Origin of the sequence: Ilumatobacter sp. (genome assembly GCF_049588435.1) — a bacterium.
Taxonomy (GTDB): Bacteria; Actinomycetota; Acidimicrobiia; order Acidimicrobiales; family Ilumatobacteraceae; genus Ilumatobacter_A.
Map to the genome: position 1 here is coordinate 1 of NZ_JBAVYV010000172.1, position 13271 is coordinate 13271.

The 13271-nt window shown below is 66.1% G+C and carries 14 protein-coding genes and 1 pseudogene; 9 read left to right on the top strand and 6 right to left on the bottom strand.

Annotation, left to right across the window (positions count from 1 at the left end):
- Both WBV89_RS06275 and WBV89_RS06280 read left to right on the top strand, forming a co-directional pair.
- A pseudogene (locus tag WBV89_RS06275) lies at window positions 1–208 on the top strand (LLM class flavin-dependent oxidoreductase); the annotation flags it as partial.
- Window positions 209–226: 18 nt separating this feature from the next.
- A complete protein-coding gene (locus tag WBV89_RS06280) occupies window positions 227–1039 on the top strand; it encodes a hypothetical protein (RefSeq protein WP_423980479.1) in 813 nt (270 codons plus the stop codon).
- Between the two features lie 34 nt (window positions 1040–1073).
- On the opposite strand, the gene WBV89_RS06285 is transcribed toward WBV89_RS06280, so the two are convergent.
- Window positions 1074–2240, bottom strand: coding sequence for an ABC transporter ATP-binding protein (locus WBV89_RS06285; protein WP_423980480.1), 1167 nt, complete (start codon window positions 2238–2240; stop codon window positions 1074–1076).
- A 132-nt stretch (window positions 2241–2372) separates the two neighbouring features.
- Here WBV89_RS06285 and WBV89_RS06290 point away from each other — a divergent pair, with 132 nt between their 5' ends.
- The gene (locus tag WBV89_RS06290) at window positions 2373–2969 is read left to right on the top strand and encodes a hypothetical protein (protein WP_423980481.1); all 597 of its coding nucleotides are present in this window, start codon (window positions 2373–2375) and stop codon (window positions 2967–2969) included.
- A gap of 84 nt (window positions 2970–3053) precedes the next feature.
- On the opposite strand, the gene WBV89_RS06295 is transcribed toward WBV89_RS06290, so the two are convergent.
- The 3 genes from WBV89_RS06295 to WBV89_RS06305 form a co-directional block, all read right to left on the bottom strand.
- Window positions 3054–3614 (bottom strand): methylated-DNA--[protein]-cysteine S-methyltransferase, encoded by a 561-nt coding sequence (locus WBV89_RS06295; RefSeq protein WP_423980482.1) that lies wholly within the window; start codon window positions 3612–3614, stop codon window positions 3054–3056.
- On the bottom strand, window positions 3611–5200 hold the full coding sequence (locus tag WBV89_RS06300; RefSeq protein ID WP_423980483.1) for a DNA-3-methyladenine glycosylase 2 family protein: 1590 nt from the start codon (window positions 5198–5200) through the stop codon (window positions 3611–3613). Before WBV89_RS06300 ends, WBV89_RS06295 begins: the two co-directional genes overlap by 4 nt.
- Before the next feature lie 117 nt (window positions 5201–5317).
- Window positions 5318–6634 carry an MFS transporter gene (locus WBV89_RS06305; RefSeq protein ID WP_423980484.1) on the bottom strand — a complete coding sequence of 439 codons (1317 nt, stop codon included), beginning with the start codon at window positions 6632–6634 and terminating at the stop codon, window positions 5318–5320.
- Between the two features lie 254 nt (window positions 6635–6888).
- Between WBV89_RS06305 and WBV89_RS06310 the strand changes: the two genes are divergently transcribed.
- A complete protein-coding gene (locus tag WBV89_RS06310; protein WP_423980485.1) occupies window positions 6889–7824 on the top strand; it encodes a type IV toxin-antitoxin system AbiEi family antitoxin domain-containing protein in 936 nt (311 codons plus the stop codon).
- 96 nt (window positions 7825–7920) lie between these two features.
- Here WBV89_RS06310 and WBV89_RS06315 read toward each other — a convergent pair whose 3' ends face one another.
- Window positions 7921–9165, bottom strand: a complete 1245-nt coding sequence (locus WBV89_RS06315) for an acyl-CoA dehydrogenase family protein (RefSeq protein WP_423980486.1) — start codon at window positions 9163–9165, stop codon at window positions 7921–7923.
- Between the two features lie 280 nt (window positions 9166–9445).
- Window positions 9446–10009 (bottom strand): hypothetical protein, encoded by a 564-nt coding sequence (locus tag WBV89_RS06320; RefSeq protein ID WP_423980492.1) that lies wholly within the window; start codon window positions 10007–10009, stop codon window positions 9446–9448.
- Window positions 10010–10211: 202 nt separating this feature from the next.
- Between WBV89_RS06320 and WBV89_RS06325 the strand changes: the two genes are divergently transcribed.
- The 5 genes from WBV89_RS06325 to WBV89_RS06345 all read left to right on the top strand — a co-directional run.
- Window positions 10212–10385: a hypothetical protein gene (locus WBV89_RS06325; protein ID WP_423980487.1), complete on the top strand. Its 174-nt coding sequence runs from the start codon at window positions 10212–10214 to the stop codon at window positions 10383–10385.
- Window positions 10386–10520: 135 nt separating this feature from the next.
- The gene (locus WBV89_RS06330) at window positions 10521–10817 is read left to right on the top strand and encodes a hypothetical protein (protein WP_423980488.1); all 297 of its coding nucleotides are present in this window, start codon (window positions 10521–10523) and stop codon (window positions 10815–10817) included.
- 254 nt (window positions 10818–11071) lie between these two features.
- Complete coding sequence (locus WBV89_RS06335) at window positions 11072–12394, top strand: ammonium transporter (RefSeq protein WP_423980489.1); 1323 nt, start codon at window positions 11072–11074, stop codon at window positions 12392–12394.
- Window positions 12395–12421: 27 nt separating this feature from the next.
- The gene (locus tag WBV89_RS06340; RefSeq protein WP_423980490.1) at window positions 12422–12760 is read left to right on the top strand and encodes a P-II family nitrogen regulator; all 339 of its coding nucleotides are present in this window, start codon (window positions 12422–12424) and stop codon (window positions 12758–12760) included.
- A 255-nt stretch (window positions 12761–13015) separates the two neighbouring features.
- Window positions 13016–13271, top strand: a 256-nt coding sequence (locus WBV89_RS06345; RefSeq protein ID WP_423980491.1) for a P-II family nitrogen regulator, incomplete at its 3' end; no start/stop codon positions are given.

A 13271-nucleotide genomic window follows, 5' to 3' on the forward strand; every position in this document is an offset into this window, starting at 1 on the left:
CGGTCGGGCCCGGTCCGGCGCGGGCGCCGCGATCGTGGGCGACCCCGACCAGGTGGTGGCCAAGTTGCACGCCTACCAGGAGGCCGGCGTCTCAGCCTTCATCCTGTCCGGCTACACCCACCAGGCCGAATGCGACCTCGTCGCTCAGCACGTCCTGCCCCGGATCGAACACACGGCGATCAAACCCCGCTTCACGTCCGACCTCTAGAAAGCGCACGGTGTCACGATGACCGACCAGAACGACGCATTGCGCGACGGATCGGGTGCCACCACACCGCCCCCAGGCTCGGGTGTCGTCCCCGCGTCGAGCGATCACGCGACCGAGGTCGCCACGGACGACGCAGCGGTCAGGTTCGCGCCGCCCACTGCGCCACCGTCGGGTGCGGTGACAGCACCGCCGCCACCACCGTCGTCACCCGCGCCGCCGCCACCGCTCGGGCCGCAGCCACCGTCCCGGCCGGGTATCGATCAGCATCCACCTGCACCATCTGCACCACCTCCGGCCCAGTACACGTACGCCCAGCAGCCGCCTCCACCGGCGTTCACGCCGCAACCGTTCGGAGACCATCAGGTCGCGCAGGTCGCGCCGGAAACCCGACGTGGTGGTGGCGCGATCACCGGTGCGCTGATGATGCTCGCCGGCGCGATCGTCGCAGCCATCGGCGCGTTCCTCCCCTGGGTCTCGTTGAGGGCAAACTTCGCCGGCGACGCACCCAACGGCTTCGAGACCTACGGCTTCTTCGGCACGGATTCGGATCCCATCGTCTGGACGAACCCCGGGGCCTACGTGATCGGGAGCGTCGCCGTCGTTGCGGTGCTCGCGATCATCATCGCCATCGCGGGCAAGGCGACGTGGAGCGCCGTGGTGGGCATGCTCGCCACGATGGTCGCGGGCGGGTTCGCATTCGTCGCGTTCGTCGGCATCGCGGACCTCGCATCGTCCTTCAACGGTGTCGGCATCGGGCCGGGCATCGTCATGGTCGCGATCGGCCCGCTGCTGGCGTTCGTCGGCTCGATCGTCGTCACCGCGAGCCGCTGAGACCCCTCGGTCTCCGCTCGGTGTCCGCGCGGCCTCAGCCCCAGATCGACAGGTGCGTCTCCGGATCGAAGAAGTGCATGTTGTCGGTCGCGACGGCGATCGTGACGTCCTCGCGCATCCGCACCCGTGACCGTGGGTTGAACCGTCCGACGGCATTGCTCCCGCTGTCGGACTCCTCGACCGCGTCGGGGTCGCCGGAGTCGACGGTGCGGGCGTCGATGTCGAAGTGCACCATCAGTTCGGAACCGAGTGCCTCGATGAGCCGGACGTTCGAGGTGAGCTGACGCCCCGTCGTGTCGCGCTCGACCAACGCTGCGTCCTCGAAGTCCTCCGGACGAATCCCGACGATCACCTTGTCGTGACCGCGCAGCGCCGGACGCCGCTCGAGGACCTCCGACCCGATCTTCAGGGTCTGGGTTCCGAGATGGATGGTCCCGTCCGCGGCGCCGTCACCGAACTCGACCGTCGCCTCGTAGAGGTTCATCGACGGTGAACCGATGAACGCCGCGACGAACACGTTGTCGGGCTTGTCGTACAGGTTCTGCGGGGTGTCGACCTGCTGCAGGTAGCCGGCCTTGAGCACCGCGACGCGATCACCCATCGTCATCGCCTCGATCTGATCGTGCGTCACGTAGACGGTCGTCACCGCGAGGTCGCGTTGCAGCGCAGCGATCTCGGCGCGCATCTGCACGCGGAGCTTCGCGTCGAGGTTCGACAGCGGCTCGTCCATCAGGAACGCTGCGGGCTGGCGGACGATCGCCCGACCCATCGCGACACGCTGACGCTGACCACCCGACAACTGGCCAGGCTTACGATCGAGGTTGGCATCGAGTTCGAGGATCTTCGATGCCTGGCGCACGCGGCGATCGATCTCGTCCTTGGGCACCTTCGCGAGCTTGAGCGCGAACCCGATGTTGTCGTACACCGTCATGTGCGGGTACAGCGCGTAGTTCTGGAAGACCATCGCGATGTCTCGGTCCTTCGGCTCGACATCGTTGACGACCTTCTCACCGATCTTCATCTCACCACCGGAGATCGTCTCGAGACCTGCGATCATCCGGAGGGCGGTCGACTTGCCACAGCCCGACGGTCCGACGAGTACCAGGAACTCCTTGTCAGCGATCTGGAGATCGAGATCGTGGATCGCGTGGAACCCGTTCTCGTAGATCTTGTTGACTTTGTCGAGTGTGACGGTGGCCATCTGAGTCCTCTGGTGCGCGCGACGGGTAGTCCAGTGCAGAGTAGCCCATCATGCGACGGACGTCACCCGACGACGGACGCGGTCATCCCCGCCCGTCGTGATGCCGAGACGGTTCCGGTAGCGTCGCTCCGCATGGCCGTGAACCAGATGAAGAACCGGATGCAGGCGTTGGGATTGCTGGATCGCGCCTTCAAGGCGGCGACCGACGAGGAGCTGACGACAGCGATCGACGCCCTCGGTGACGACCATCGTGAAGGGCTCGAATCCTTTGTCGAGGAAGTGAGCCCCGACGGTGTGCGTAACGGTGTCAAGGCCGGGCGGATCGACGGTGGGATGGAAGCGATCGCGGCGATCATCACCGACGCCGCCCTCGCCGATTGCATCGAGCAGCTCGGTGATCACGCCGACAACCCCTCGTCGGATCAGCTTCGCGAGGTGCTGCCGGGGATCATCGAGCGCCACAACGTCGGAATCACCCGGATCATGCTCGCCGGCACGGTGGCCGGAGAGGCCCCCGCATCGGCCATCATCCGTGATCTGCTGAAGAACGACGACACGTTGCAGCTCCCGAAGGCCGAAGAGGTCGAGATCGCTCCGCTGATCGACACGTCGAAGCGCTCGGCCGACGAACAGAACGAAATGCGTGAGAAGCGCAAGGCCGCCAAGAAGGCCAAGCAGGAAGAAGCTCGCGCCCGCAAGGCCCAGTCCGCCGCCGCCCGCGGCCGCTGACCCAACCCGTTCTCGTGATCTCTTCTGGCGCTCCGTGCGCGAAGAGTTCACGAGATGCCGGCGCAGTGGCCGGTTCGTGCGTGGTCAGAGGAGGGATCGGCCCGACACGCGTCGCTCGAGGTCGAGCAGGAACCGTTTCGTCTCGATCCCACCCGCGAACCCGGTGAGCGATCCATCTCTGCCGACCACCCGGTGGCACGGCACGATGATCGAGATCGGATTCTTCCCGTTCGCCGCTCCGACTGCGCGTGCCTTGTTCCGGTCACCCATTCGCTCCGCCTGCTCGCCGTAGCTGACGGTCTCACCGAACGGGATGTCGCGCAGCGCACGCCAGGCATCGCGTTGAAAATCCGACCCGACCGGATCGAGCGGAACATCGAATCCCGTGCGGGTACCGGCGAAGTACTCCCCCAACTGCGCTGCAACGTCCGTCATGATCGACTGGACGGCCGTGGGCACCTCGCCGCCAGCGGAACCATCGTCGATGAGCCTGCCGTCGCCGGTGGGAACGCGACCGTCGTCTTCGGGCCACAGCAACGCGCGGACCCCCACGTCGGAGATGACGACGGTGAGCGGGCCGACCGGACTGTCGACGATCGAGCGGTACAACGCTTCGGACGAGTGCGATTCGAGACGAGTGGTCATGATGGGTCCTTTCGACCGGTCGATGGTGACGGTGATGGTGATGGTGATGGTGATGGTTGTGCACGACGTCGGGATGATTTCCGGGCGGGTACCGGCGCTGCGCCGAGGCTTGCCCACAGGTGGTGCACCGCGTATGAGCGCCACGGCGCCCACCCAGTCGGGTCCGATGACCCTCCGATATCGCTCAGGGCATGGACGACGCCGAGGTCGGTCCCGAGCAGGACGTCGGGGTGACCGAGGCCGCGCATGATGACGTAGTCGGCAGTCCACGGGCCGATTCCCCGGAGTTCGAGCATTCGGGCCCGGGCTTCATCGGGGTCGGCCCCGACGTCGAGGACGAGGTGCCCATCTGCGACGGCCGCAGCGGCACGTCGAATCGTGTCACGACGTGAACCGGGCATCGAGAACGCCGAGTCCGGGGCCGCCGCGATCGCGTCGGGACCCGGAAAGACATACCCGAGATCCGACCACCCGTCGATCAGACTGTCGTCCACCCGGGAGCCGACCGCCTCGATCAGCTTCGCGGCGACCGTTCGGGCACCCGCCACCGAGATCTGCTGACCGATGATCCCCCGCACGAGTGTCTCGAAGGGATCGACACTGCCCGGCGATCGACGGCCCGGGACGGCACGCACCAGCGGGCCGAGCACCGCATCACCGGCGAGGTGACGATCGACGGCAACCGGGTCGGCATCGAGGTCGAGCATCCGACGAACGCGTTGGACCGCCGTCGTGAGGTCCGACCAGTCATCCACCCGAAGCTGGACGACGACGTGGTCGCCCGACTCACGACCGGCGGCGTCACCCTGGGTCAGCTCGATGGCGCCGTTCCCATTCGGGAGCGTGAGCGTTCTGCGGAACCGCGGCACACCGTCGACCACGTCGAAACTCTCGATCCCCGGAATCGCTCGCGCTCCGACGAAATCGAGCACCTCCCGGTCGGCGAACGGACGACGCGTCGGAAGTTTCAGTGTGACCGTCGCAGCAGCGAGTCCCGGCGGTGATGTCACGGTGTGACGACCGCGGCCCGATCTCCGCAGGTCGGAGGGCGACGCATCGAAGACGTCACGGATGGTGTCGTTGAACTGGCGAACACTCCCGAATCCGGCGGCGAATGCAACATCGGTCAGCGGGACGTCGGTCGTCTCGATCAGAATCCTCGATGTCTGGGCGCGCTGGGCACGAGCGATGGCGAGCGGGCCCGCCCCGACCTCATCGGTGACGAGTCGATTGAGGTGCCGTTCGCTGTATCCGAGCCGGGTGGCGATCCCACCGACCCCATCGCGCTCGACGACACCGTCGGCGATCAGTCGCATCGCGCGGGCGACGACGTCGTGACGGACGTTCCAATCGGGAGAACCGGGAGTCGCATCGGGATGACACCGCTTGCACGCCCGGAAGCCACTCTGCTGAGCCGATGCTGCCGTGTGGTGAAACTCGACGTTCGCCCGCTTCGGCGTGATCGCCGGACAGCTCGGACGACAGTAGATCCCGGTCGTGCGGACCGCGACGATGAAGCGCCCGTCGAAACGCGCGTCGCGGCTCGATGCTGCGGCGTAGCAGAGGTCGGGATCCAACGGTGGCATGGCTCCATCATCGCCGATCTCGCATCGGTCGACGAGCGGAAATCAGACACGTCGATTGCTCGTCCGATTTCCGCTGGTCGCGGCGTCGCCGTCGGAGCGGAACCGTCGACGGAAAGTTCAGTCGGTGGTCGACGTCGCCGGAGCACCTGAGGCGGGGACGACCTCCGGATTCCGGCCGGGCACGGTGGGCCCGGCATCGGGCGAACCAGCGGGCACGACGTACCGGCGCAACACGAACAGCCCGACGAGCACCATCACGACCCCGCCGTAGAACGCGGACTGCTTTCCGACGATCTCACCGAGGATCCCGACCGTCACGCCACTGAACGCCGAGCCGATCTCGAAGAACATCGTGAATGAGCTGATCGCGAGCGCCCGCTCGTCGTCACCGACCCGGTTCACGGTGAGTGCGTTGAGCGACGGATAGTTGAACGCAGCACCGATGCCGATGAGTGCCGCCGCGAACCAGAGGGCCCACACCGCCTCGACAGCTGCGACGGCAATCAGGCCGACGGCGAAGGCGAGGAGCGCAACGGTGACCATGCGACGCGGGCCGAGTCGTTCGGGCAGCGTCGCGCCGAAGATCCGGATCAGCAGCGACATCAGTGCATAGACGAGGAACAGCCCACCCGACGAACCCATCCCAAGCTCGCGCGAGTACTCGGGGACGAACAGGAAGAACGTCGTGAGCCCACCGACGCCGAGCGCCAGGACGATGCCCGGGAGCACAGCGGCAGGGTGGACGTACCGGGCGAGGCCGGTGCGGTCGGGTGGAGCGGTCGGGAGGACACTGCGCCCGGTCTGCGCGTCGGGTGACACCACGAAGGCCGGCACGAAACAGGCGATTCCCGCGGCCACGAGCGCGAAGACCCCGCCCATAACGAACGTCCGCTCGAAGTTCGTGTCGTTCAGGACCGCTTCACCGAGCACCGGCCCGATCCCGAGCCCGGTGAAGACCGCGACCGAGAAGTAGCTGGCGCCCTCCGCCCGGCGATCACGCGGTGACAGGTCGGCGATCAAGGTGGCGGCACCGACGAACATCGCCGCCTCGCCGACCCCGGTCAGCATGCGGAATCCGAGCAGCGGTGCGATCGCTCCCACCTGGCTCATTCCGAGCCCGCCGAGGGCCGCGATGATCGCTCCGACGACCATCACCGCACGTCGTCCGTAGCGGTCCGCGAGTCGTCCGATGAACGGACGGGCGACGATGGCCGCGACCGCGAAGACGGCGACGTTGAGGCCGACCCCCAACTCGCCACCGCCGAGCGGGCCTTCGATGAACAGCGGGATCAGCGGCAACAACGTGCCGATGTACATGAAGAACGCGAGAGCGCTCACCGTCACGACGACGAACGGGGCGGTGATCAGGCGGTCTGTCGGAGCGACGTACGTGCGTCGGGCGCGCTTCGTCGCGGCTCGCTCATTCGTACGCATCGCAACATCTTGCCGCCGCGAACCACGGGTCAGGCCCGGTGGGGACGTCCATCGCCCGATGTCACAGCCCCCTACCCCGCCCACCCACCCAGACCCCGATCTCGTGAACTCTTCTGGCGCTCCGTGCGCGAACAGTTCACGAGAACGCCGGCGGGGTGGGGTGAGCGGGCGGGAGCGGTACCGTCGACGGCCTCGGCTCCCGCCCGCGTCGGACGCATGTGTCCCTCCACGTCACCGACGGAAGGGTTGTTCCGATGCCTCGATTCTCTGCCCACCTGTTGGGCCTCGCCGCCGCTCACCACGGCGTGATCACCACCGCCGAGATGCTCGACGACGGTGTCTCACGCCACGCGATCTCCCACCTGAGCCAGGAGCGGATTCTCCAGCGACTGCACAACGGCGTGTACCTCCTCGCGAGTTCTCCACGCACGTTCGAGGCTCGCTGCGCCGCCGCCTGCCTCGCCGATCCGGAAGCCGTCGTCACCGGGCCCGCAGCCGCGCGATTGTGGGAGTTCCGCCACGTGTTCCGACCGACCGTGCCCGAGGTCCTCGTGCGACACGATCGAACACCGATCACCTCGGGCGTCACATTGCGCCGCACGAACGTGCTGTGCGACGACGAGATCGTCGAACGGGACGATGCGATCCGCGTCGCCAGCCCACCGCGCGTCTGGTTCGACTGTGCCACGCACCTCACCGACGAACGATTCGAGATGCTCACCGAGTGGGTGCTCGACCAACATTCCGATTTGTCGACACTGTTCCGAACGGTTCGCCGCCTCGATGTTCGAGGCCGCTCCGGGCTCGCCCGCGTCCACCGCGTCCTCTCACAGCGCCCAATCTGGCAGAAGCCGGCACAGTCCGGACTCGAGACGCGGGTGCTCAGGGCATTGCGCCGGGCCGGATTGACCGTGCTCACGAACCAACATCCGATCCGACTTCCGAACGGTGTCCTGATCCACGTCGACATCGCCGACCCCTCGATCGGGTGGGCCCTCGAGATCGATCACGTGACGTGGCACGGAGGCCGTTTCGAGGCCCAGCGGGACAAGGCCCGCGATCGCCAGGCCCGGCGAGCGGGCTGGTGGGTCGAACGGGTCACCGACCAGGCATTGCGCGAGGACTTCGCGTCCGAGATCCGCGACGTCGTCGCCAGCCACGCTCAGCGCGCCGACGAGCGAGCGGCCTGACCGCCGAACTCGTGAACTCTTCGCGCACGGAGCGCCAGAAAAGTTCACGAGAACGCCCGGGTGCGCGAGCGGGCGGTGTGAAGTTGGTGGGTGGCGTCAGTCGCCGGTGGGGGGCTTGGGCTCTTTCGGGAGACCGAGGACCCGTTCGCCGACGATGTTGCGTTGGATCTGGCTCGTGCCACCCCAGATCGTCTCGGAACGCGAGAAGAAGAACGACGACATCATCGGGCTGACCGGGTATCCGTCGCGACGCGTGTCGCGGGTGGCTCCCGGCCAGCTTCCGCTTTCCGGGCCCGCGTCCACGAGCATCCCCTCGGCGCCGTGGATGTCGAGTGCGTGTTCCATCGCCGCCGTGTGCATCTCGGACCAGAACATCTTGTTCGTCGCGCCCAGTGCAAGCGTTCCCATGTCCTTCGCCTTGTTCAGCGTCGACGTCAGATTGCGCAAGCCGTTGATCCGCAGGATCTGGATCTTGGTGTAGTACTCCATCAACCGCTGCCGGATCGACGGGTCATCGATCGTGCCGTTGGCGGTCGCCGCCTCGGTCATCAATCGGTATTCCTCGGCGAAGCGTCGCCAGCCGGTCGTCGCGGAGAGACCGCGCTCGAATGCGAGCGTCGAGTTCGCGACCTTCCAGCCGTTGTTCACGCCACCGACGACGGCGTCCTTCGCGCAGCGCGCGTCGTCGAAGAACACCTCGCAGAACTCGGCGGTGCCATCGGGCTGGACAATGCCGCGCACCTCGATCCCGTCCTGCTTCATCGGGACGAGCATGTAGGAGATCCCCGCGTGCTTCTTGACGTCGGGATCGGTCCGGGTGAGCAGGAAGCAATAGTCGGCGTGATGGCCGCCCGTCGTCCAGACCTTCTGCCCGTTGATCACCCATTCGTCGCCGTCGAGGACCGCCGACGTCTTGAGCGAGGCGAGGTCGGAGCCGGAGTTCGGCTCGGAGAATCCCTGGCACCAGCGGATCTCGCCCTTCAGGATGCCCGGCAGGAATTCCTTCTTCTGCTCCTCGGTGCCCCACTGAAGGATCGTCGGACCGACGAGGGTGTCGCCGAAGAAGTCTCCGCGCATGGGGGCCTTCGCCCGGGCGAACTCCTCGGACAGTGCCACGCCCTGCATGGTGGTGAGACCCTTGCCGCCGTACTCCTTCGGCCAGGTGGCGCAGATCCACCCACCCTCGAAGAGCTTCTGCGGCCACGCGGCGTTGAACGCTTCGCGTTCATCGTCGGTCATCTCGAAGTCGTCGTCGAACCAGCCGGAGGGAAGGTTGTCCTCGAGCCAGCCGCGGATCTCGGTGCGGAACTCTTCCGCTTCGTTCGGGTACGTCAAGTCCATCGCGACAGTGTTGCAGGTGACCGGATGGCCCGACCAAAGTCGGCGACCTGTCGGTGCGAGTCCGATGTCACCGCGCGGTTCACCACTCGTTCACACTCCGCACATCACACGGAAAGACTCGGTGCGTAGCTTCGCTTCCACGGTCGGTTCGCTTCTGCACGCAATCCCCCTCTTCGGTGTTCACCCCCTCGAGCTTCCGAAACCCCCGCAGGAGCGAATCGGCCGTCCAAGTTTTCGCAGGGTGACGAGGACCGGCGTGCCGGTTCGCATCTCGGAGCGATCACTCCGCGGGTTCCGTGACGGGCCAGGTGGCCTCGATCCCGGCCATGATGTCGCCGAGAGCATGGTGAGCGAGTTGCCCGTGCGTCGCTCGAACAGTTCGGTCCGCGTGTACTGCAGCAGCCACAGGGCGGTCGATGACGGCGGCGACCAACTCCCCGACCAGCGCGGGCTCGCAGATCGCGCCGACACGCTCGGCCGGCCCGTTCACCGCTTGCTCGACATCCTCCGGCGACATCGGCGTGAGCACCTCGGTTCCGATCCGAAGAAGTTCGCCGAGCCCGCGGTGGCGCAGCGGCCGGTCGTCGAAGTCGGCTCGCAATGTCGCCACGACCCGCACGCGACTGTGTGGTCGTGGCGGACGGCCTCCACCAGTGCGTCGATGACAGTGCGTCGATGACAGCGCGCCCATGAAGCGCGCCGCGTCGTCGGGCGCACTCTGGGTGAACAACTCCTCGAATTGGTCGACGACCACCACGAGCGTCGCGCCCTCCGCTGCTTCGGCGAACCGAGGTGGACCGGTTCGCCTCCTCGTGTGGCCTCGAGCGGGCCGAGTACGTCGAATCGAACGAGCGACGACTCGCGCGGTGCGCGATCGCTCATGTTGAACCCCTCACTCACCGTAGTCCGTCGCCGTACAGCACCACAGCGGCCTGAGCGACGCCTTCAGGCCACACGTTCGCCCGACACAGATGGGCGAAAGTCGTTCACCGTGGCGTCGAAGGCGCTCACGACGGCCGACAAGGGGCGCGCTCGAAGTTGGCCCCATGTGGAACAACGTTCCGAACGCCACGATCGCGTTGGCGACCGTGCTCACCCTGGGGCTCGTGGCGCCGAACGACGAACGACGGGACCCCGTCCCGACCGAGCAGGTCGAACTCATCGACGCCACCGAGGAATTCGCCGATCTCGCGTCCTGGGCGGTGAATCTGTTCGATTAGGCGGACCTCGAACTCCCGCCCATCCGGTTCGTCTTGCACGGCGCCGACCGAGACCCGTGTGACGGATCGCGTGGGATCCACTACCACGTCGATGGCCGCGGCACGATTCGGATCTGCTCGAACGATCCAGGCGAAGTGAGCGCGGTCACCATCCTCCATGAAGCCGCTCACGCATGGGCAGCTCACGACCTGTCCGAGGACCGCCGCGCGGCGTTCCAGTCACTCTGGGGATGGACCTACTGGCGTGACGATGAGGCGGCCGACTGGCACGAGAACGGTGCCGAGCAGGCCGCTGAGATGATCAGGTGGGGTCTGATCGATCACCCGGTCGGAGTGATCACGATCAACGACCACAGCTGCGCAGACCTGGACGCGGGATACCGGACGCTCGCCGGACGACCTCCGCTCCACGGCTATCGCGACCATTGCTGAGGTCGAGTCCGAGGAATTCCGGTCGTGAGCAGGGGTGTTCACCGCCCGGAAACATCCACCACATGCTGTCGTGATGAGCGTTCACCGAGTCGAAACGCACTGGCGACCCGCGAGAAATCGAGACCTCCTAGCTTGCCCCTCGATCCAGGGCGGCAGCGTGGCAGCCCGGTTCGTTCCACTCACTTTCCATTGGAGGACAAACCGTGCGCAAACGAGCGCTTCGAATCATCTCAGGCCTGGGAGGTGTTGTCGCCTTGCTGGCGATCGCACCGTCCGTGGGCTACGCCCAGGAAGCCACCGAGGTCCAAGCGATCCTCGACAACATCTGGGTCTTCATCGCCGGCTGTCTGGTCTTCTTCATGCAGGCTGGCTTCGCACTCGTCGAAGCCGGACTCACACGGGCCAAGAACGTCGTCAACATCTTCGCCAAGAACATGGCGGATGCGATCATCGGCATCCTGGCGTTCTTCGCCTCGGGCTATGCACTGGCATTCGGCGGAGGCAACGACTTCTTCGGCGACACCGGCTTCTTCCTGAACGGCCTCGGTGATATCAACGAACTCGGCAGTAGCGGAGTCATCAACCTCTCGACCGGGACGTTCTTCTTCTTCCAGGCGGTCTTCGCAGCAACCGCGGTGACGATCTGCTCGGGAGCGATGGCCGAGCGCACCAAGTTCGTGTCGTACCTGATCTTCGGTGCGATCATGTGTGCCGTCATCTACCCGGTGGTCGTCCACTTCACCTGGGGCGGCGGACTCATCGCCCAGATCAACATCGGCGACGCCGTGTACTCCGACTTCGCCGGCTCCGGCGTGGTGCACATGACGGGCGGCATCGCCGCTGCGGTCGGTGCATTCCTCGTCGGTGCCCGCAAGGGCCGGTTCGCTGCGGACGGTTCAGCTCGGGCCATCCCCGGCCACAACATCCCGTTCGCCATCCTCGGTGTGTTCATCCTGTGGCTCGGCTGGTTCGGGTTCAACCCGGGCTCGGAACTCGCTGCTGACAACCTCGTCACCGGCGTGGCACTGAACACGATGGTCGCAGCCGCGGCCGGCGGCCTCGCAACGACCGTCGTCGTCTGGCTCAAGTCGGGCAAGCCCGACGTGGCCTTCATCGGCAACGGCGTACTCGCCGGACTCGTCGCCATCACGGGCCCGTGCGGTGCGGTCACCCCGGTCATGTCGATCGTGATCGGAGCGATCGGTGGCGTCATCGTGGTCTTCGCTGTCGCCTTCTTCGACAAGGTCAAGATCGACGATCCCGTGGGTGCGATCAGCGTGCACGGCGTCGTCGGCGCCTGGGGCGTCATCTCGATCGGGCTCTTCGCCAAGTACGACGATGCCTTCCTCGGCCGCGAGGACGCAGGACTGTTCTACGGCGGTGGCTTCGAGCAGCTCGCCGTCCAGCTCATCATGATCGGCATCATCCTTGCCTGGGTCGGCGTCATGTCCTTCCTCGTCTTCGGAGCACTCAAGGCCACCATCGGCCTGCGAGTCAGCGAGGAAGAGGAGATCGAAGGCCTCGATGTACCCGAGCACGGCATGGCCGGCTACGCCAACGACATCTCGTACGTCTGAACGACTGACTGAACAAGGAGAACTCACATGAAACTCATCACTGCAGTCATCAAGCCGTTCAAGCTCGATGACGTCAAAGACGCACTCAAGGAAGCCGGGATCACCGGCATCACCGTGAGCGAAGTCCGCGGCTTCGGCCGCCAGGGCGGTCACACCGAGACCTACCGAGGAGCGGAGTACAAGATCGACTTCGTGCCAAAGGTCAGCGTCGAGGTCGTCGTGGACGACGCCGTCGTCGATGGCGCCGTCGAGGCGATCAAGACAGGTGCCGCAACCGGGAAGATCGGCGACGGCAAGATCTGGGTCAGCGACGTCGACCGCATCGTGCGGATCCGGACCGGCGAAGAAGGAGCCGACGCCGTCTGACACACCCTCACGGACGGTGGGGTCCGAGGACACCCCCCACCGCCGTCCGTGTCCACCCGAGTTGCGTTTGCGCATCTCGTCCCAGTCCCCGGGTCTCGCCGACTGTCCTCAGGCGAGATCCGGGGCACTGGCCTTTTTCGGCCCCGGTGTCGAGGTTCTCGTCGTGATCTCGACCGATCCGAACACGGCGAATCCGTACGCGCGACCTGAAATCTGCAAGAGTTGCCACGCATCACCGACTCGGAGAAGCCCCGCATGAAACTGATCACCGCCGTCATCAAGCCGTTCCAACTCGATCACGTCAAGGATGCGCTCAAGGCACACGACGTCACCGGGATCACCGTGGGTGAAGTCCGCGGCTTCGGCCGCCAGGGCGGTCACACGGAGACCTACCGAGGAGCGGAGTACAAGATCGACTTCGTGCCCAAGGTGAGCCTCGAGATCCTGTGCGACGACCAGGCTGTCGACGAAATCGTCGACCTCGTCGCGGAGGCGGCACGCACCGGCAAGA

Bases quoted from the DNA above. Each gene is read 5' to 3' on its own strand.
- WBV89_RS06280 (WP_423980479.1), top strand. From the start codon at position 227: ATGACCGACCAGAACGACGCATTGCGCGACGGATCGGGTGCCACCACA.
- WBV89_RS06285 (WP_423980480.1), bottom strand. From the start codon at position 2,240: ATGGCCACCGTCACACTCGACAAAGTCAACAAGATCTACGAGAACGGG.
- WBV89_RS06290 (WP_423980481.1), top strand. From the start codon at position 2,373: ATGGCCGTGAACCAGATGAAGAACCGGATGCAGGCGTTGGGATTGCTG.
- WBV89_RS06295 (WP_423980482.1), bottom strand. From the start codon at position 3,614: ATGACCACTCGTCTCGAATCGCACTCGTCCGAAGCGTTGTACCGCTCG.
- WBV89_RS06300 (WP_423980483.1), bottom strand. From the start codon at position 5,200: ATGCCACCGTTGGATCCCGACCTCTGCTACGCCGCAGCATCGAGCCGC.
- WBV89_RS06305 (WP_423980484.1), bottom strand. From the start codon at position 6,634: ATGCGTACGAATGAGCGAGCCGCGACGAAGCGCGCCCGACGCACGTAC.
- WBV89_RS06310 (WP_423980485.1), top strand. From the start codon at position 6,889: ATGCCTCGATTCTCTGCCCACCTGTTGGGCCTCGCCGCCGCTCACCAC.
- WBV89_RS06315 (WP_423980486.1), bottom strand. From the start codon at position 9,165: ATGGACTTGACGTACCCGAACGAAGCGGAAGAGTTCCGCACCGAGATC.
- WBV89_RS06325 (WP_423980487.1), top strand. From the start codon at position 10,212: ATGTGGAACAACGTTCCGAACGCCACGATCGCGTTGGCGACCGTGCTC.
- WBV89_RS06340 (WP_423980490.1), top strand. From the start codon at position 12,422: ATGAAACTCATCACTGCAGTCATCAAGCCGTTCAAGCTCGATGACGTC.